General features: G+C 64.2%; 12 protein-coding genes. 8 read left to right on the forward strand and 4 right to left on the reverse strand.

All coding sequences use genetic code 11. The annotated features are described in order from the left end of the window. Positions 1–182 precede the first annotated feature (182 nt). The gene (locus XB14_RS22815; protein ID WP_234804120.1) at positions 183–1,859 is read left to right on the forward strand and encodes a hybrid sensor histidine kinase/response regulator; all 1,677 of its coding nucleotides are present in this window, start codon (positions 183–185) and stop codon (positions 1,857–1,859) included. Here the strand turns inward: XB14_RS22815 and pbpC are convergent. The 3 genes from pbpC to XB14_RS22830 all read right to left on the reverse strand — a co-directional run bounded on the left by pbpC (position 1,849) and on the right by XB14_RS22830 (position 10,273). Continuing rightward, positions 1,849–3,930 carry a penicillin-binding protein 1C gene (pbpC, locus tag XB14_RS22820; protein ID WP_077964387.1) on the reverse strand — a complete coding sequence of 694 codons (2,082 nt, stop codon included), beginning with the start codon at positions 3,928–3,930 and terminating at the stop codon, positions 1,849–1,851. The two genes, XB14_RS22815 and pbpC, sit on opposite strands and share 11 nt — an antisense overlap. Positions 3,931–3,938: 8 nt before the next feature. After that, complete coding sequence (locus XB14_RS22825; RefSeq protein ID WP_077964802.1) at positions 3,939–9,389, reverse strand: alpha-2-macroglobulin family protein; 5,451 nt, start codon at positions 9,387–9,389, stop codon at positions 3,939–3,941. 218 nt (positions 9,390–9,607) lie between these two features. Beyond that, positions 9,608–10,273, reverse strand: coding sequence for a GntR family transcriptional regulator (locus XB14_RS22830; RefSeq protein ID WP_077964393.1), 666 nt, complete (start codon positions 10,271–10,273; stop codon positions 9,608–9,610). Between the two features lie 247 nt (positions 10,274–10,520). Between XB14_RS22830 and XB14_RS22835 the strand changes: the two genes are divergently transcribed. After that, positions 10,521–10,835, forward strand: a complete 315-nt coding sequence (locus XB14_RS22835) for a hypothetical protein (RefSeq protein WP_077964406.1) — start codon at positions 10,521–10,523, stop codon at positions 10,833–10,835. Between the two features lie 498 nt (positions 10,836–11,333). Further along, positions 11,334–12,365, forward strand: a complete 1,032-nt coding sequence (locus XB14_RS22840) for a trans-3-hydroxy-L-proline dehydratase (RefSeq protein WP_077964412.1) — start codon at positions 11,334–11,336, stop codon at positions 12,363–12,365. 57 nt (positions 12,366–12,422) lie between these two features. Here the strand turns inward: XB14_RS22840 and XB14_RS22845 are convergent, their stop codons facing one another. Then, on the reverse strand, positions 12,423–13,043 hold the full coding sequence (locus tag XB14_RS22845; protein ID WP_179119643.1) for a helix-turn-helix domain-containing protein: 621 nt from the start codon (positions 13,041–13,043) through the stop codon (positions 12,423–12,425). Between the two features lie 227 nt (positions 13,044–13,270). Between XB14_RS22845 and XB14_RS22850 the strand changes: the two genes are divergently transcribed. The 5 genes from XB14_RS22850 to XB14_RS22870 all read left to right on the forward strand — a co-directional run bounded on the left by XB14_RS22850 (position 13,271) and on the right by XB14_RS22870 (position 18,744). Further along, complete coding sequence (locus XB14_RS22850) at positions 13,271–14,848, forward strand: ABC transporter substrate-binding protein (RefSeq protein ID WP_077964416.1); 1,578 nt, start codon at positions 13,271–13,273, stop codon at positions 14,846–14,848. A 63-nt stretch (positions 14,849–14,911) separates the two neighbouring features. After that, positions 14,912–15,853, forward strand: coding sequence for an ABC transporter permease (locus XB14_RS22855; RefSeq protein WP_077964418.1), 942 nt, complete (start codon positions 14,912–14,914; stop codon positions 15,851–15,853). Next, positions 15,850–16,719 carry an ABC transporter permease gene (locus XB14_RS22860; RefSeq protein WP_077964419.1) on the forward strand — a complete coding sequence of 290 codons (870 nt, stop codon included), beginning with the start codon at positions 15,850–15,852 and terminating at the stop codon, positions 16,717–16,719. Before XB14_RS22855 ends, XB14_RS22860 begins: the two co-directional genes overlap by 4 nt. Position 16,720: 1 nt before the next feature. Continuing rightward, positions 16,721–17,734, forward strand: coding sequence for an ABC transporter ATP-binding protein (locus XB14_RS22865; RefSeq protein WP_077964420.1), 1,014 nt, complete (start codon positions 16,721–16,723; stop codon positions 17,732–17,734). Positions 17,735–17,736: 2 nt separating this feature from the next. Then, a complete protein-coding gene (locus XB14_RS22870) occupies positions 17,737–18,744 on the forward strand; it encodes an ABC transporter ATP-binding protein (RefSeq protein WP_419178618.1) in 1,008 nt (335 codons plus the stop codon). Positions 18,745–18,764 lie beyond the last annotated feature (20 nt).

The raw sequence follows: 18,764 nt of genomic DNA on the forward strand, positions 1-18,764 counted from the left end.
AATCCTTCATCGAAATCGGCAATTCTCCGCGGACATGGCGTTGCATCGAGACAGGAGCGGCAATGGAGACTCGCGAACACCTGCAACCTCTCCTGATAGGTTTATTATTTCGTCAATCCTACGCGGTACTTTTTGCGAATTTCGCAATTCCACTGCCGGTTGCTTATGTCCTGCGCGATCTTGTGTCCTGGGATCTGCTGTTTTCGTGGGGCGCCGCACTTTATCTGCTGACGTTCGCCCGCATCCTTCTCGATTGGCGATACCGGCGGCAGACGGAGGAGGGCCGGACGAAGGACTGGAGGCGATGGGCCTGGCGTTTTACGCTGCTGTCGTGGCTTTCCAGCGGCCTTTGGGGCGCGCTTGGCTGGTTTGCATTCCTTCCGGACGACCCGCAGACGCTTGCCTTCATCTGTATCGTGATCACCGGCATCGCCAGCGGCGCCGTGCCGTCGCTCTCAGCCTTTCCGCTCGCCTATGCCGGCTCGCTGGTTGCGATCCTGCTGCCATTCGCGATCCGTTGCTTCCTGGGCGAGGGGCCGATCTATGACACCTATCTGGTCTTCACCATCTGTCTCTTCGGTGTCGACCTCTACTACAGCCGCGTCACCCACAGGACGCTCGCCGAAACGGTGCGGCTGCGCTTCGAGAACCTGTCGCTGATCACCAGCCTGGAGGCAGAGCGGGACAAGGCGCAAAGCGCTGATCGCTCCAAGTCGCGTTTCCTGGCTGCCGCAAGCCACGACCTGCGCCAGCCGATCCACGCCCTCAGCCTTTTCATCTCGACGCTCGCAGCACTCGGCCGAAACGGCGACGTTCCGGCGAAGAACGCCCGCGACCTCGCCGATCGCGCGCGCTCGGTCATCGGTAATCTCGGCGGTCTGCTCGACGCGCTGCTCGACATTTCCAAGCTTGACGCGGGAATCGTGACCGTCGAGCGTGAGCCAGTGTCGCTGCGGCGACTGTTCCACGATCTCAAGGCGGAGTTCTCCGGCATTGCCAAGGACCAGGACCTCGGATGGCGCGTGGTGATGACGGATGCCTGGGTCGATACCGATCCGATGATGCTGAAGCGCGTCCTCGACAACCTTCTTTCCAACGCCTTCCGCTACACGCGGACCGGCACGGTGCTGATCGGTTGCCGACGCCGCGGTGCTGCGGTGAAGGTGCAGGTCTGGGACACCGGAGTGGGCATTCCCAATTCAGAGCAGGAGGCGATCTTCGAGGAGTTCGTGCAGCTGCAGAACCCGGCGCGAGACCGGGCGCAGGGGCTGGGGCTCGGCCTTGCCATCGTCCAGCGTACCGCGGCCCTGCTGGGCCATCCGGTCAAGGTGGTCTCGGTGGAAGGGCGCGGTTCGATGTTTTCCGTGACGCTGCCCGTGGTCGCGCCGCCCCCGCCAGCGCAGACCGGACGCGCCCATCCGGTTGCTGCCACACAGCAAGGGGGCATCGCCATCATCGACGACGAGCGCGACGCGCTGGATGCCACGGCGCTGTTGCTCCGCACACTCGGCTACACGGTCTATGCAGGGCGTTCGGCTGCGGCGGCCCGAAAAGAGCTTGCGAAGGCTGCGCGCCTGGGAGAGGCGCCGGTCAATCTTGTCATCACAGACTACCGTCTCGAGGCCGGCAAGACCGGGATCGATGCGATCCGGGAGATCAGGACCCATCTCGGGCGGCAGGTGCCAGCGCTCATCCTGTCCGGCGATACGTCGCCGGCGCGGCTGAAGGAAGTGACCGCAAGCGGCCACCGTCTTCTCCATAAGCCGCTCGATGCGGTGCGGCTGGAGGAGGCGATCGAAGCGGCTCTCGCCGAGCGGCCTGAAGACGCGGCACGCGAGATCCGCACCGTTACTCGATGAAGACACGCACGCTGGCGGCGCGCCCGACGGAATCGATAACCGTCAGCGTCGAATAGCCGGCACCATCCGGTTGCCACTGCGTGACCCGCCGGCGGGTGAGTTCCGGCAGCGGCTTGCCATTGGCAAGCCAGCGGAACGGCGCGCGTCCGCCCTGGAGCTTGAGTGTCAGCGGCGAGAGCACCTGGTGATCCGCGCCGAGTTCGACGCGTGCGCCTTCGGGCGGGAAAACGATCTGCGGCGCCGGTTCGCGGGCCGAAGCATTGACGAGGCCGCTTGCGGTCAGCGAGAAGCGGCGCTGGCTGATCGGCAGTTCGGCCTGCGCAATTCGAACTGCGCCGGCCGGCGCATCCGGCAGCGGCGTGATGCCGAAACCGGACTTGGCGAAGCCTTCAAAGAGAATCGGCGCTGCGCTGCCATAGCCGGTGAGGCCGGGAACCGCGCCATTGTCGGGCCGTCCGACCCAGACCCCGAGCACATGGCGGCCATCGTAACCGACCGACCAGGCATCGCGGTAGCCGTAGCTGGTGCCGGTCTTGTAGGCGATGCCGCGCTGGCGGCTGCCGGCGGGCGGCAAGACGCTGGAGAGCGCATCGGAGACATGCCAGACGGCAACCGGCGCAAGCACCGGTTCCGCTTCGATCAGGCCGGCCTTGCCATCGACGCCGTCGCCGAGCCGGAGTGGGAAGCCGCGATTGGCAAGCGCCGCATAGAGCTGGACGAGATCGCGCAGGGAGAGCCCGACACCGCCGAGACCGATGGCAAGCCCCGGCGCCTCGCCGGCAGGAAGTGCCGGTTTCACCTCGCCGCGGCGAAAGCGCATCATCAGTTCGGCCGGGCCAACCGCGTCGAGAAGGCGGATCGCCGGTACGTTCAAGGACAGTTGCAGCGCCTCGCGCACGCTGACATCGCCCTGGTAGGTCATGTCAAAATTGCGCGGACGATAGCCGAAGAAATCCGCCGGCCGGTCTTCGATGATCGTTTCCTGGCTGACGAGCCCTTCTTCAAAGGCGAGGCCATAAATGAAGGGCTTGAGGGTGGAGCCCGGCGAACGCGTGATGCGCGTCATGTCGATCCAGCCGGAGCGGCTCGCATCGAAATAGTCGGCCGATCCGACCGAGGCGACGATCTCGCCGGTCTTCGCGTCGGCCATTACCATGGCAACCGAAATCTTCGGCCCCAGTTTGGCGGCGCCTTCTCTTGCGACGGCTTCGAGATTGCGCTGGACCGCAAGGCGCAAGGTCGTCTGGTGCCGAATCGCCTGCGGATCCTTGCGCAGTGCCCGTTCGGCGAGATGGGCGGCATAGGCGGGAAGCTGCAGCCGGCGCGACGGGACGGATGTGGCGATCGCGCGCTCGGCTTCACCGTCGCCGATGACGTCGGCAACGGCGAGACGCGCCAGTACCCGCTCGCGGGCGGCGACGGCGGCGGCATGGTTGCGGTCGGGGCGGCGCTTTTCCGGCAACTGCGGCAGCGCGACCAGCAGTGCCGCTTCGCCCGCCGTCAGCCGCTTCGGCTCCTTGCCGAGCCAGGAGAGGCTTGCCGCGCGCACGCCCTCGATATTGCCGCCAAAGGGCGCGTGGGTCAGGTAGAGGTTGAGGATCTGCTCCTTCGTCAGCCGTCTTTCGATCTGGATGGCACGGGCGATCTGCAGCAGCTTCGCCGTGATGGAACGCTGCTGTCGCGGCTCGATCAGGCGGGCGACCTGCATGGAGAGCGTCGAGGCGCCCGAGACGATGCGGCCGTTGCTGACGAATTGAAGCGCCGCGCGACCGAGCGCCAGAAAGTCGACGCCCGAATGTTCCGCAAAACGCTGATCCTCATAGGCGATCAGCATCCTCAGGAACTGCGGATCGACATCGTCGACCGTCGTCTTCAGCCGCCAGAGACCATCAGGCGTCGCGAAAGCACGCAGCAATTGTTCGTTGGCGTCGTCCACCTCGCGCGAGACGACGTCCGCCTCCGCAAGTGGCGGCGGAAAGGCCTCGTCGGCCTTCTCGATCGTAAAGCCCGTCAGCCCCGTCAGAAGCAGGCAGACGGGCAAAGCGATCAGCAGTTTGCGCCCAATCGACATGATCTTGCCTATTGCGCTGCCAGCACCTCCATCCGCCCGGTCGCGGTGCGGGCCGAAAGCTGCGGCCGGTACATGTCCTCGACCGTCGCTGCCGGATGATCATAGGTGCCCGGCGTTACCGCGCGCACGACATAGGCCAGCGTGACCTCGCGGCCGGCGCCGATGCTGCGGTCGAGTGCTGCGACGAAGCGGTCGTTGCGGAACTCCGTATGGGTCGCGGTGATTTCGCCGAGCCACTCGAAATTGCTGAGCTGGGCACTGTCGACGAGGCTCGGATTATCGATCTGGAAACCGGCCGGCAGCAGGTCGGTGACCAGCACGCGCGACGGCCAGTCGTTGGCCTCCGTGACTTTCAGCACGACGACGTAGCGTTCGTTCTGCCGCGCTTCCATGACATTGGCCTCGGCTCCGTCGAGCGTGTAGTAGGTGCGCTCGATGGTGAAGCCGTCGCCGCCGGCCGAAAGCGGCTGCGCCGGGGCAGCGACCGTGGTGACGACGGCCGAAACCGGATCGGCACCCTGGTTGCGGATCACCACCGGATGGGTGATCAGCGCGTCGCCGGTCATCTGGGCGGCATAGCTGCCGGTCTTCGATGCGCCGTTGACGTCGAGCGCCATGTCCTCGTCGCCATTCTGGATGGCGCGGGCGGCCAGCAGCATCCAGGCCTGTTCCTGGGTGCTGGTATAGGTCTTCTGTTCCCATTCGCGGGCGACCATTTTCGATAGCTCCGGAACGATTGGCGGGACCGGTCGGCTTTCGGCCGCAAGTGCCAGCACCGCCGCGCCGTCACGCAGCGACGAGCCGTAGTCGGAGCGCGACAGGCTGACATTGACGAGACCCGTCGACATGTTCGCCGCGTTGGCAAAAGTGTCTTGCGCCCCTTGAGCATCGCCATAAAGCGAAAGCGCTGCGGCGATATGGGCCTTGGCGAGCGGCGTCGGGAAGTCGTTGATCAACGTGTTTGCGTAATAGCGCAGGTCGTTGATCGCCGCCTTGCGATTGCGGGCAAGCACATAGAGCGCATAGGCGATCTCGTTGCCGCGATCCTTGGCATTGGTGTCGTAGCTGACGCCGTTCTGCAGGTTTTCCAGTGCCTGAACCATGGCGGCCTCCGGCACGTCGTATTTCTGCTCGCGGGCGCGGGTCAGGAAGTCGGTGACATAGGCGTCGAGCCAGAGGTCGCCGTAGCCCGGCCCCCAAAGGCCGAAGCTGCCCGACGAGGACTGGTTTGAGAGCACGCGGTAGATCGCCTCCTGCACCCGCTTCGTCACGCCCTCGTCATCGGCAAGGCCGGACTGCTTGGCGAGTTCGCTCAAGTAGAGCAGCGGCAGCGCGCGGCTGGTCGTTTGCTCCGTGCAGCCATAGGGATAGCGATCGAGCGTCATCAGCAGTGCCGGCATGTCGAAGGCCGCGGAGCGGGTGACGCTGAGGTTGACGGAAGCACCCTGCAGGATGCTGTCGGCGAGCAACTGCCCGTCGACCGTCAGGCTGCTTCCGGGCGCGATCGAGACGACCTGCCGCTGTGTCACCGGCAGGGTTGCCGGACGCACGAGCAGATCGAGCGACTGTTCGAGCGAAAGGCCGTTGGCGCCGGTCAGCGCCACGGTGACGACGCCGTTGCCGGGATACTGCCCAACCACCGGCAAGGTGATGGAGGCGCGCCCGCCCTGATCCAGGGTGACCGTGCTGCCCGTTCCCGGTTGTTCGACCGTCGCCTGGCCGCTGGTCGTGACCTGGATCTGGTAGTCGCCGGCCGGCGCGTCGGTATTGGCGATATCGAGCCTCAGGTCCGACCGGTCTCCGGGCGCCAGGAACCGCGGCAGGCTGGCGGTAACGACGACGGGGTCGCGGATCACCACGTCGCGCGTGGCGTGGCCGACACCGGATTTAGTCCAGGCAACGGCCATCAGTCGCGCCGTTCCGTTGAACTGCGGGATGTCGAAGCTGACGGTTGCCTTGCCGTCGCCGTCGAGTTGTACCGGTCCTTCGAAGAAGGCGACCAGCTTTTCCGTGGGCGGGCTGCCCTGAAGGGCGACCTGGCCGCCATCGCCGCCGGTGCGCAGTTTTCCGGTCGCGCCGAGCGAGCCGTCGATCAGGCGGCCGTAAAGGTCGCGGATTTCAAGGCCGAGCTGCCGCTGTCCAAAGTACCAGGCTTCCGGGTTCGGCGGCTCGTAGCGGGTGAGGTTGAGAATGCCGACGTCGACGGCGGCTATCGTCACATAGGCCTCTTCGTCGGTACCAGCGCCGGCGACCTGCAGGCTAATGTCGAGGGGCTGGCGCGGCTCCATCTTCTCCGGCGCATCGAGCGTGACGGCGAGCTTGCGTTCTGCCGGATCGACGGAGAGCCACTTGATGCCGATGGCGCGCATCGGCATGCGGCTTTCCTGCGCATCGCCCGGCCGGTAAAGCGTGGCCGTGACATAGGCGCCGGCGCCCCAAGCGTCGGTGACCGGGAGGTCGATTTCGCCGCCTTCAGCAGCAATCGAGGCCGTCTGTGTCGTGATCAGGTTTTCGGTGCCGACGGTCACCAGCAACTCGCCGGAAAATCGCGGCGAGACCTTGAGCTTGGCCGTGTCGCCGACCGCATATTTTTCCTTGTCGAGCGCGATCTCAAGGCCATCCGGCGTTTCGGTGGAGGTGGCGGCGACATACCAGCCGGCGTCGAACTCGACGCTCGAAGTCGGGCCGTCGATAGCGGTCGTCTCGACCTCCAGGCGATAGCGGCCCCAGCCGACGGGCACGGAGATATCGCCACCGTCTTCCGTCAGGTCGACGCTGCCGTTTGCGACCTGCTTGGTGGTGACGACGGGCTCGTACTTCCACGCGCTGCCGTCGCGATACCAGTGATAGTTCCGTTCGACGCTGATCAGCTTCCAGAGGACCCCGGGCATGGCGATCTTGCTGCCTGCCGGGTCAACCGCGATCACGCGGAACTTGCCGACGGAGTTTTCGGCGAGCTCACCTTCGAACTCCGGCTTGATGCCGAGCATCGGGCCTTCGGCGCGCACCGGCAGTTTCAGCGAGCGCTCGACGGCGCGGCCGCCGGCTTCACGCATGCGCACGGTGACGGTGGCGTCGAGCAACTGCGTGGTCGAGGGCACTTCCTCGATCAGCACGTCGAAGCTGGATTTGCCTTCCTCGTCGAGTGCGGACAGTTCCTCAAGCGGCAGGCGCGTGTCTTCGCTGGCCTCTTCATCGGCAAGCCCGAAGGAATAGCCCTTGAAGGCGGCATTTTCGCGCGTCGGCTTGATCGTCACTTCGCCTTCAAGTTCGAGGCCGGCAGCCGGCGCGCCATAGAGATAGCGCCCGTCGACGGCGACACTTGCCGTCTCGCCGACGGCGATTTCCTTGGCATCGCTCGTCAGATCGAATTCGGTGCGATCGGGCACGAAGTCGTCGACCAGGAACTGCTTCTCGCCGATCGCCGGGGACTTCGGGTCGGTAAAGATCTGCATCGTCCAGGTGCCGCGCATGGCGTTTGCCTGCGTGTCGAGATCGAGCGTGTGGCCGCCGAGCTTGCCGCCGGGGCTGGCCATGCGGCGATATTCGACGCCATCGGGCCGGAGGAAGACGAAGGTCAGCGGCAGGTCTTCGATCGCCATGCCGTCGACATCGCGGGCAAGCGCTGCCGCATGCACGGTTTCGCCGGCACGATAGATGCCGCGCTCGGTCCAGGCGAGAATGTCGATGGCGCCCGGGGCCGCGCGGCCGGTTACGCCGCGATCCGAAAGGTCGAAGCCGGCGCGGCTCATGTCAAGGAAGACATAGTCGTCCTCGCCCTTCTTCGCGGTGATGACTGCCGGCGTCAGGCCCGCCGTGCCACGGATCAGGCCGGCCGTGAAGGTGACGCGGCCGTCGCCATCGCTTACCGCCGTGCCGAGGATTTCGTTGTTCTTGGCGACGAGCTGCAGTTCGACACCTTCGATCGGCTCGGCCGTGGCAAGCGAGCGGACGAAGACGTTCAGCCCGTCGGTGCCGGCGTAGGTGGAAATGCCGATATCGGAAACGACGAACCATTGCGTCGCGCGCGCGTCCCATTCCTGGCTGACGCCGGTGGTCGGCGCGGCGGTCAGGACATAGACGCCGGCTTTTCGCTGCGGCAGCGCTTCATCGACCGGAAAGCTTGTGACGACTTCCTTGTTGACGTCACGCTCGATGTCGATCGAGCCCTGCCATACAAGTTCGCCGATTTCGTCTTCGATGCGCTGGGCGCTGTAGCCGTCGAGCTGGGTCAGGAACTGCGAGCTCTGCAGCACCTGGGCGATGCTGCGATCGCCGACGCGGTAGAGTTTCAGATTGGCGCTGTCGGTGTTGACGGAGACGAGCGGGATGCCGCGGCGCGCGGTTGACGGCAGCACGAAGCTGTCGCCGGTGAAACGCACCATCTGCGCGCGGTCCGCGACATAGATGTCGAGGGTCACGGGCGCTTCGAGTACTTCGTCGACGGTGGAGGGCAGGCCAGTGCGAAGGGTCAGCTTGTAGCGTTCGCCATGCGAAAGGCCCTCGACGCAGATCTGGTCGCCCTTGGCTTCGAGCGCCTTGGGTGCCGTGCCGTTGACGGTGACGAAGGAGGCATAGTCGGCGCCGCTCTTCAAGAGCTGCTCGGAGAACTGCACGCAGGCGCGTGGGCTCGCCGCATCGGAATCGATCGTATGTTCGACGACGCGGAAGCCCTTGCGCTGCTTGAGTTCGAGATAGGCCGCCTCGACCGATTTCGCCTTCACCAGCTCGAGGCTCGCCTTGTAGGCGTTCAGCGCGGCGCGGAAATTCTCAGCGCCTTCGAGCGATTTTGCCATGACGGCAAGCGCATGCGCCCGGCTCTCGGTGGTGCGGGTGAGCTCGTAGCCGTTGATTGCGGCGATCGCCGCCTGGATCGACACGCTTGAGTTGTTGGTGATGCGGTTTGCGGTGCGCGCCGCCTCCAGCCAGAGTTCGGCATCATCAGGATTGATCGCCAGCGCGCCCTGGAAGGCCTTCAGCGCAACCTCGATATTGCCCATGCCGGCTTGGCCGCGCGCCATGTCGATGAGCGTGTTGACGCCCATGCCCTGCTGATCGTCGGCCAGCGTCAGATTGGCCTTGGTGTTGCGCGCGTCCTGCAACAACTGATCCGACAGGAATTTCAGGCGGGGTGGCGCACCGATGTCGGCTTGTGTGACCTGCGGCTGCACGACCTTGCCGGCGATGGCGCCGGGGAAGGTGTTGAGCTGGTTATAGTCGGATTTGAGGAAGCACCACTTCACCTTGGGATTGTAGGTAAAAGCGCGGCAGGCCTGATCCGCGATGCAGGTCTGCTGGCATTCGTCGAGCGAGACGTTCTGTTCGGTCCTGAGGTCAAAACCGAAATAGTCGCCATCCTGGGTGATCTCGATCTGCCGTCCACTCTCCTGGGCGACGACCGGGCTACCGGCGGTCAAAAGAGACAATAAGAGGGTGGAAAGGCCGAAAAACGCGCGCACAGACATCAAGTCCTCCCAACGCTGCCGGTCTCGATTGAGGCTTCACTTTTCAGGCTTCCGCCCCGCTTGTCAACCGAGGAGCAGTCGACGCGCGACGCAATTTCAGCGGGAGCGCGCTGGTGTGAAGGATCAAACATCGATCCGGAATGAAACAGGATAAAACGATATGTAAATCAGACTATTATGACGGTTGGCCAAAGCGCGGGCAAACCGCGCCGCTAGCCTCGTTGTTCCCTCAGGAAGACGGTCAGGGAGCGACCGGCGTCCAGAATATGGTCCCGCGTCAAGGCTGAGGCCCGCTCGGCGTCGCGTGCCATGCAGGCATCGAGGATCGCCTTGTGCTCGTGCCGCGCGCGCGCAACGCCCGAGGTCAGCGTCAGCTGCGCCCGCAGGTAACGGTCGATGCGATCGAGCGAGGCGCGGACGATCTGGAGGTAATAGGGGCGCCGCGCGGCCTCGTAGAGGCTGTAGTGGAAATTGCGGTTGATTTCGCCCCAGCGGTCGGAATTCTCCTCCTGCTCGAATTCTTCGCAATGCTGGCGTGCAAGCTCAAGCGTGCGACGGTCGAGATTGGGCACGGCGAGCCGAATGACTTCGGCCTCTATGAGTGCACGGAACTCGAAGATCTCCTCGATTTCCTCGATCGAAAGACCGGCGACGACCGCGCCCTTGTAGCGCTCCGTGGTGATGAGGCCGTGCTGTTCCAGCCGCGAAAGCGCCTCGCGCACCGGAATGCGGCTGGTGTTGAACATCTGGGCGATGTGGTCCTGGCGCAGGTTCTCGCCCTCGGCGAGGTCACCTTCGATGATCGCCTTGCGCAAAGCCTCATAGACGATATCGGCCGCTGAGGCGGCTTGCCTGACATCGACGGCGTCGAGTTTCATCCTGTTCAAACCCTGCTGGCCAGGTCTTCGCGCCTGGCGGACTCGGAAATGCGCAAGCGCGGTTTTCTTAGAGGTCATAGGTCCAATCAGGGTGTCGGGCAACTGCGTCTGTGTTTGAATACGGGGAGCCCGGACGTGACCTTGCCCCAGGGGACAGCAGGTATTCGCTTCAAGGCGCTTGACCTTCGCCGCAACGCCTATTCTTCTAAGCGCCTATTCCTAGGGTTGAAGCTTGCTTGGATGGTTTATGAGTGAGATCCAGAACAAGTCCGTGGCACTTGTGACGCAGATTGAAGGCGCGCTTGCCGATGCGTCGCCGTCAGATCGAGCTCAGTCATTCCTCGAAAGATCGCTGGATCTCTATTTTGCGCTCGGCGGGTCCCCTGACGCTGCCGCCAAGCTGGTGACGCAGGCCCGCAGCGGCTTGCCGTTGCGGGTGGAATCAGCCGTGGCCAATGTGGTCATCGAGCTCGCGGCTGCGAGCCACCTCAGCGACATCGACATGATCCAGGCGGCGTACAACCGTCTTGACGTTGAGCTCAAGACGCAACGTTCAAAGTAGATAAGACGAGCAGACCGGTTGCTTGCTGTGTGAGGAACGACCCGGGGCGCTCCGTGCCCCGATGTCCGGGGGATTTCGTTGCGCCTGCGGTAGGGGGCGAATGGACATCGGCGTGACTTGCCCGCATGCCGGCTCGTAATCGTGACGCCAGCGTGTGCAGGTTCGTTTCCCTGCAAACCGCGACGTATCGATCTCGGTGAAAGCCAACACGCTCATGCGCGGCCTGCCATGATGCCGTTGCAGCGCGGGTCGGCTTCGCGCGCTCGAAATCGAGTGCGGAAAAGAAAATCAAACGCGCTTTACCGAGGATGAGACCTACGCAGACGGCTCCGAAAAAATCTGGATTGTATATTGGATCCAATTTTTCTATGAGTCGGTTCGGCCGGGATGGGCGTGATCGCGCTGCTGTCGCCGGCCAATGTGGGAGCACCGCCGATGCAACGGCGCATCGGTGCCGCCCCGGTGGCGCCCTGCCACCACCATGGAAGGAGAAAGGGCATGCGCAGCAACAAGGTCGTCCATATCATTTCCTGCCACGCGGAAGGGGAGGTCGGCGACGTCATCGTCGGCGGCGTCGCGCCGCCGCCGGGCAACACACTCTGGGAACAGCGACGCTTCATTGCCGAGGACCAGACGCTGCGCAACTTCGTGCTCAACGAGCCGCGCGGCGGCGTGTTTCGCCATATCAACCTGCTCGTGCCGCCGAAGGATCCGCGTGCGACGATGGGCTTCATCATCATGGAGCCCGAGGATACGCCGCCGATGTCCGGCTCGAATTCGATCTGCGTCTCCACCGTTCTGCTCGACAGCGGCATCGTGCCGATGCAGGAGCCGGAAACGCGCATGGTGCTCGAAGCGCCGGGCGGACTGGTGAACGTCGTTGCCGAGTGCCGCAACGGCAAGGCCGAGCGCATCACCGTCACCAACGTGCCGTCCTTTGCCGACAAGCTCGATGCCAAGCTCGAAGTCGAGGGCCTGGGTACGCTGACGGTCGATACCGCCTATGGCGGCGACAGCTTCGTCATCACCGACGCCCGCGCGCTCGGGTTTTCGGTGACGCCGGACGAGGCGCGTGAACTCGCCGAAACCGGCATCAAGATTACCCGCGCGGCCAATGAACAGCTGGGCTTCACCCATCCGGAAAACCCGGAATGGGCTCATATCTCCTTCTGCCAGTTGACGATGCCGGTCGAAGAAAAGGACGGCATTCTACATGGCCGCAACACGGTGGTCATCCAGCCGGCCAAGCTCGACCGCTCGCCGACCGGGACCGGCTGCTCGGCGCGCATGGCGGTGCTGCACGCGCGTGGGCTGATGAAGGTCGGCCAGCGCTTCAGCGGCCATTCCATCATCGATTCGACGTTTGATTGCCGCATCGTCGGCGAGACGACGGTCGGCGGACGCCCGGCGATCGTTCCTGAGATTTCCGGCCGCGCCTGGATTACCGGCACGCACCAGGTGATGCTCGACCCGGCGGACCCGTGGCCGGCAGGCTATCGCCTCGCCGATACCTGGCCGCGCAAGCAGTAAGGTCTCCCCGTGCGGGCTGCATATCGTGGCCCGCACGCTTCGCCCGGCTTTGCCTGCTCAGTCTTCCTTGATGATCCGGGTGGTGCCGACCCAGAGCTCTCGCGCCGGCCCTGCGCCGACATTGCGGGCGCGATGCGGCAGCGAGGCGGGGAAGTGCAGGGTGTCGCCGGCCTTCAGGAAATATTCCTTGCCGTCGATCTCATAGAGCATCTCGCCCTCGATCAGATAGAGGAAGTCCTCGCCTTCGTGGCTCGTCAGTTCGGAGGCGTATCCCTTGGGCATATGGGTGATGCAACCATTGAGCGCCGCACCGGGAAAGCCGCGTTCGATCAGCTCGTAGACGCGCTCCTTCGTCTCGACATTGTAACCGGGCCGCTCGCCGGCGTGCGAGACCATCGAATGCGAATGCTGCGGCGGCTGCGACAGGAAGGTATCGACGCTGGTGCCGAGCGCGTTGGCGACGTTGTAGAGCGAGATCAGCGAGGGGGTGGAAATGCCGCGCTCGATCTGGCTGATGAAGCCTTCCGTCAGCCCGGCCTCGCGCGCCACGTCTTTCATCGTCTTGCCAATTTCCTTGCGGCGGGCTCTCAGCATTTGTCCGAGCGAGGCGGGCGTTGCGGCTTCGGGGAGGGAGGCGCCTTCTTGGGCTTCAGGCGCCTCTTCGATCTTCACGGGCATGACTTTCTTTCCGCTTGACTCACGTCTATCGATGTACTTTAGTCCAGCTAAAGTTGGTTCGGCAAGCCGATCAGATCGCATGCCAGCCTTCTTGAAAAGGGGAACTACAAGAACGTCTTCGCGGCAATCCGTCGGCGGCAAAAAACACTAAGAAAAATTGGATCCAATATCCAATAAGCGTGTTCGACGCACGATCGATGGTGGCTGCGGTCAAAAGGAGGAGTGAGATGAAACGTATACTGCCTATCCTGCTCGGCGCGACGCTCGGGCTGCTTGCGACCACCTCGGCATTTGCGATCGAACGCGGCGGCGCGATGACATTTGCGCGCTATGACGACTCCACCGTCATCGATCCCGTCTATGCCGACCGCAATCCCGATCTCTGGATGGTCAACGGCCTCTATGAGACGCTGCTGCGCAACGGCCCCGACGGCTCGATCGTGCCGGGTCTCGCCGAGGCTCACGAAGTCTCCGCCGATGGCAAGACCATCACCCTGGCGCTGAGAGGCGGTCTCAAGTTCTCCGACGGCTCGGATCTGACCGGCGCCGACGTCGTCTTCTCGCTGGACCGGGCACGCAATGCCGATCTCGGCCCTTGGGCGGGCCTGCTCGGCGCGGTCGACAAGGTCGCGGCCGACGGCAACAGGATCACCGTGTCCCTCAAGAACCCCGATCCGACGATCATCTCCATCCTTGCGACCTTCAACACCGGCATCATGCCGAAGGCAGCCTTCGAAAAGGCGGCCGGCGCGACCGACCAGGAAAAGGCGCGCGCCTTCTTCTCGGCTGGTCCGGTGACATCGGGGCCCTTCGTCATGAAGAGCCATGTGCAGGGCTCGAGCATGAGCTTCGAGCGCAACCCGAACTACTGGCGCCAGGGCGAAGACGGCAAGCCGCTGCCCTATCTCGACCGGGTGGAATTCCTCGTCATTCCGGATGACGCGACCCGCATCCTCAAGCTTCAGGCCGGCGAAGTCGACGCCGCCGAGTTCATTCCGTTTGCCCGTGTCGGCGAGCTCGGCGCCGATCCGAACCTGAAGATGGAGCTCTTCCCCTCGACCCGCATCGTCTACGCGCCGATCAATACGCGCGAGGCGAAGAAGGACGGATCGAAGAACCCGCTTGCGGATATCAAGGTTCGGCAGGCGCTGAACTATGCGACTGACAAGAACGTGCTGATCAAGCTCGTGACCTTCGACACCGGCAAGCCGATGACCTCGCTGATGTCGGCGGCGACCCAGCTTCATTATGGCCCCGAGGCGCTCTACCCCTATGACCCGGAAAAGGCGAAGCAGTTGCTGTCGGAAGCCGGTCTCAGCGGCGGCTTCGAAGTGAAGCTCACCACGCTTGCCGGCAGCGCCGACGATGCGACGCTGTTTACCGCTCTTCAGCAGATGTGGGCGCCGCTCGGCGTCAACCTCAAGGTCGAGCAGGTCGACAACCCGACCCGCGGCGAGAAGAACCGTTCGGGCGATTTCGACATCCATACCTATGGCTGGGCGAACGACGTCAACGACCCGGCGCAGGTGACCGGCTGGCTCGGCTACTACAAGCAGCGCCAGGCCGTCGGCACCGGCTGGAACAACCAGGAATTCAACACGCTGTTCGAGGCCTCCAACGTCGAGACCGATCCGGCCAAGCGCAAGGACGAGTACAAGCGCATGCAGGAGATCTACGCGGCAGAAGCGCCGCTGCTCTTCCTGTTCGAGACGCCGTTTGCCGTCGCCGTCTCCAAGTCGATCGAAGGCTACGTCCAGACGCCGCTCGGGGCCAATGACTTCTCTGAAGCCTGGCGCGCCGACTGATAGCGGAACGATCTGCGAGAGCCGGGCGGCAAGCCGCCCGGTTCTCCGTTGAAGGTTGGAACCATGCCCTCACTTTCCTATCTCGTGGCACGGCTGCTGCAGATCATCCCGACGTTCCTGTTGGTGATGATCTTCATCTTCCTGCTCGTGCGCCTGTTGCCGGGCGATCCGGCGATCGCCATGGCCGAAGCCAAGGCGACCGATGCCCAGCTTGAACAGATCCGGCACAATCTCGGTCTCGACCAGCCGTTGCCGATGCAGTTCCTCGTCTTCGTCAAGAACACGCTGACCGGCGATCTCGGCCGCTCGATCATGCTGAAGGCGCCGGTGACCGAGGTCATTCTCAGTCGGTTGCCGACGACGATCTTCCTGGCGCTCTATGCGATCGTGCTCGCGGTGTTCCTCGCCGGGCCGCTCGCCTTCCTCGCTGCATCGCGCGTCAACACCCCCGTCGATGTCGCCATCCGCAGTGTTTTTCAAGTCGGTCTTTCCATGCCCGTCTTTTACATCGGGCTCCTGCTGCTCACCGTGCTTGCGGCGCAGTTGCGCTGGTTTCCGGTTGGCGGTTACGGAAAGACCTTTCTCGCCAATCTCTACCACCTGATCCTGCCGGCGCTGAGCGTCGCGCTCTATACGTCGGCGATCATCCTGCGCAACCTGCGCGCCTCGCTGATCGAAGTGCTCGACGCTGATTATGTGCAGTTCGCGCGCGCCAAGGGCCTCTCGCCGCGTATCATCATGACCAGGCACGTGCTGCGCAATGCGCTCGTCTCGACCGTCACGCTACTGGGTTTGTCGATCGGCAACCTGATGAGCGGCACGCTGGTGACCGAAACGGTCTTTGCCATTCCCGGCGTCGGCCGGCTGATGCTTGAGGCGATCTTTGCCCGCGACTATCCGCTGATCCAAGGCCTGACGCTCACCTTCGCCGTGCTCGTCTCCGTCGTCTTCCTGCTGACGGATGTCGTGCAGTCCTGGCTCGATCCGAGGCTTCGCCAATCATGACGGTTCTCACCCAAACCCATTCGCGGACGCGGGGACGGCTGGCCGCCTTTCTGGCACGCGCCTTCGCCCGTCCTTCTTTCGTGATCGGCATTGCCATTCTCGGCCTGTCGCTGGCGCTTGCGCTGTTCCCTCAACTCTTTGCTCCTTACGACCCGCTTGCCTTCGACCTTCATGCGATCCAGCAGGGGCCGAGCCTTGCGCATCCCTTCGGCACCGACAATTTCGGCCGCGATGTGCTCTCGCGCGTCATCTGGGCCTATCGCGTCGACATGCAGATGGCCTTCTTCGCGACGATTTTCGCGCTTTTGATCGGGCTCACCGCCGGCGCTTTCGTCGGCTACTACGGCGGCATTGCCGACGTGATCTTCGGCCGTTGCGTCGATGCGATCATCACCTTTCCGTTCCTGGTGCTGGTGATCGCCATCGTCGCGGTCCTCGGTCCCGGCCTCGTCAACATGTATGTGGCAATCACTGCGGTGAACTGGGTCTATTATGCCCGGCTGACCCGGGCCGAAATCATGGCGCAGAAGGCCAACGACTATGCCGCCGCCGGCCGGGTTCTCGGCTACTCCGATCGCCGCATCATCTTCCGCCATCTGCTGCCGAACGCGATTTCGCCGATCCTCGTCTACTGGATGACCGACATGGCGCTCGCAATCCTGCTCGGTTCGTCGCTCGGCTATCTCGGCCTCGGCGCGCAGCCTCCGGCTGCCGAATGGGGCGTCTTGATCGCCGAGGGCCGCAACTTCCTGATGACGGCCTGGTGGATGAGCCTGATGCCGGGCATCGCCATCGTTCTGACCGGGCTCGGCTTCAGCCTCGTCGGCGACGCGCTTGCCGATCTGCTTCGACCGAAAGGGCGCTGAGATGGGAACTACGGAAAAAGCTGTCGTGCTCGACGTCAGGCATCTTCGAACCGAGTTCGGCCCGCAAGATCGCCCACTGGTGGCGGTCGACGATGTCTCGTTTCAGGTGGGGCAGGGCGAGATCCTTGGGCTCGTCGGTGAGTCCGGCTCGGGCAAGAGCATCACGCTGCGCTCGATCCTCGGCATCATCCGGCCGCGCGGCCGTGTCGCCGGCGAAATCCTCTGGAACGGCCAGGACCTCGTGCCGCTCGACGAGGCGCGGCTTCGCCGCATCCGCGGCCGCGAGATCGCCATGATCTTCCAGGAGCCGATGTCATCGCTCAATCCGCTGCTGACCGTCGGCCTGCAGATCCAGGAAAACCTCGTGGCGCATACGAACCTCGACGCAAAAGCGCGGAAGGCACGCGCGATCGAACTGCTCGATCTCGTCGGTATCCCCGGCGCACGCAACCGCCTCGACGATTTCCCGCACGAGTTCTCCGGTGGCATGCGCCAGCGGGTCATGATCGCGATCGCGCTTGCCTCCAATCCGAAGCTGCTCTTGGCGGACGAGCCGACGACCGCGCTCGACGTCACCATCCAGGACCAGATCCTCAGGCTCATCCAGTCGCTGAGCCGCGATCTCGGCATGGCGGTGATCCTCGTCACCCATGACATGGGCGTCGTCGCCGAGACCTGCGATCGCGTGGCCGTCATGTATGGTGGCAGGCTTTGCGAAGTCGGTACGACGACGGATGTGATCGCCGACGCGCGCCATCCCTATTCCTTGGGGTTGTTGCGCTCGATCCCGCGGGACGTTGCGCCGCGAACGCCGCTCTATTCGATCCCCGGCGCGCCGCCGGCCCTGAACGCGCTTCCGCCCGGCTGCGCCTTCAGTGCGCGCTGTCCGGTCGCAGGACGCGAATGTCCGGATCTCCGGCCCACGCTCGAAGCAAGCGGTTCGTCGCGCCTGGTTGCCTGCCATCATCTTCAGGATGCCCAAGCACATTTCGGACCGCGGGAGGCGGCGCAATGACCATGCCCACTTCAGCAAGCACGACGCCCTTGCTCTCGCTGCGCGCCCTGTCGATCCAGTTCGAAAAGCGTCGATCGCTTTCCGACACGCTCGCGAGGCGGCCACAGCAGGTCGTCTCGGCGGTCAACGGCATCGATCTCGACGTGATGCCCGGCGAGACGCTCGGGATCGTCGGCGAATCCGGCTGCGGCAAGTCAACGCTCGCGCGCCTGATTGCCGGCCTGCACCGGCCGACATCTGGCGATATCCTGTTCGAGGGCGAGAGCGTCGTCGGTCTCAAGGGCACGCGGCGGCGCGCCTATAACAGGCGCGTCCAGATGATGTTCCAGGATCCCTATACCTCGCTCAATCCCCGCATGACCGTGCGCGATACCTTGCGGGAGGCGATTACGGTGCATCGGATGCGCGAGGGGGCGGCGATCGACCGGCGGGTCGACGAGTTGCTGGACCTGGTCCGATTGCCCGAAGGGGCGGCCGACAAGTTCCCGCACGAATTCTCCGGCGGCCAGCGTCAGCGCATCGGCATTGCGCGGGCGTTGTCGCTGGAGCCGACCTGCCTCGTCGCCGACGAACTCGTTTCCGCGCTCGACGTCTCGGTCCAGGCCCAGGTCGTCAATCTCCTGATCGAGCTTCAGGACGAGTTGGGCCTGACGGTGCTGTTCGTGGCGCATGATCTTCGGCTCGTCCGTCACGTCTCGCACCGGGTCGCGGTCATCTATCTCGGCGCCATCGTCGAGATAGGGCGGTCCGAGGCGCTGTTTTCAAAGCCGATGCATCCCTATTCCAAGGGACTGCTGGCGGCGGCACCGTCGCTCGATCCGGGTGCCCGGCGTCGGGCGCCTGCACTGTCCGGTGAGTTGCCGAGTCCGCTCGCCATCCCGCCGGGCTGCCCCTTCCACGTGCGTTGCCCGCACGCGACCGAGCGCTGCCACCGCGAAAAGCCGGCGCTGCGTCCGGTCGGATCGGGCATGACCGCCTGCCATCTCGCCGAGAGGATCGGCGACGCCTGAAACTCATTCGATAGGAAAAG

Origin of the sequence: Ensifer adhaerens (assembly GCF_002007205.1) — a bacterium.
GTDB lineage: Bacteria > Pseudomonadota > Alphaproteobacteria > Rhizobiales > Rhizobiaceae > Ensifer > Ensifer adhaerens_D.

Excerpts from the sequence above, each read along its gene's own strand:
- XB14_RS22830 (WP_077964393.1), bottom strand. The coding sequence starts at position 10,273 with ATGAAACTCGACGCCGTCGATGTCAGGCAAGCCGCCTCAGCGGCCGAT.
- XB14_RS22865 (WP_077964420.1), top strand. The coding sequence starts at position 16,721 with ATGGGAACTACGGAAAAAGCTGTCGTGCTCGACGTCAGGCATCTTCGA.
- XB14_RS22855 (WP_077964418.1), top strand. The coding sequence starts at position 14,912 with ATGCCCTCACTTTCCTATCTCGTGGCACGGCTGCTGCAGATCATCCCG.
- XB14_RS22840 (WP_077964412.1), top strand. The coding sequence starts at position 11,334 with ATGCGCAGCAACAAGGTCGTCCATATCATTTCCTGCCACGCGGAAGGG.
- XB14_RS22845 (WP_179119643.1), bottom strand. The coding sequence starts at position 13,043 with ATGCCCGTGAAGATCGAAGAGGCGCCTGAAGCCCAAGAAGGCGCCTCC.
- XB14_RS22835 (WP_077964406.1), top strand. The coding sequence starts at position 10,521 with ATGAGTGAGATCCAGAACAAGTCCGTGGCACTTGTGACGCAGATTGAA.
- XB14_RS22850 (WP_077964416.1), top strand. The coding sequence starts at position 13,271 with ATGAAACGTATACTGCCTATCCTGCTCGGCGCGACGCTCGGGCTGCTT.
- XB14_RS22860 (WP_077964419.1), top strand. The coding sequence starts at position 15,850 with ATGACGGTTCTCACCCAAACCCATTCGCGGACGCGGGGACGGCTGGCC.
- XB14_RS22870 (WP_419178618.1), top strand. The coding sequence starts at position 17,737 with ATGCCCACTTCAGCAAGCACGACGCCCTTGCTCTCGCTGCGCGCCCTG.
- pbpC (WP_077964387.1), bottom strand. The coding sequence starts at position 3,930 with ATGTCGATTGGGCGCAAACTGCTGATCGCTTTGCCCGTCTGCCTGCTT.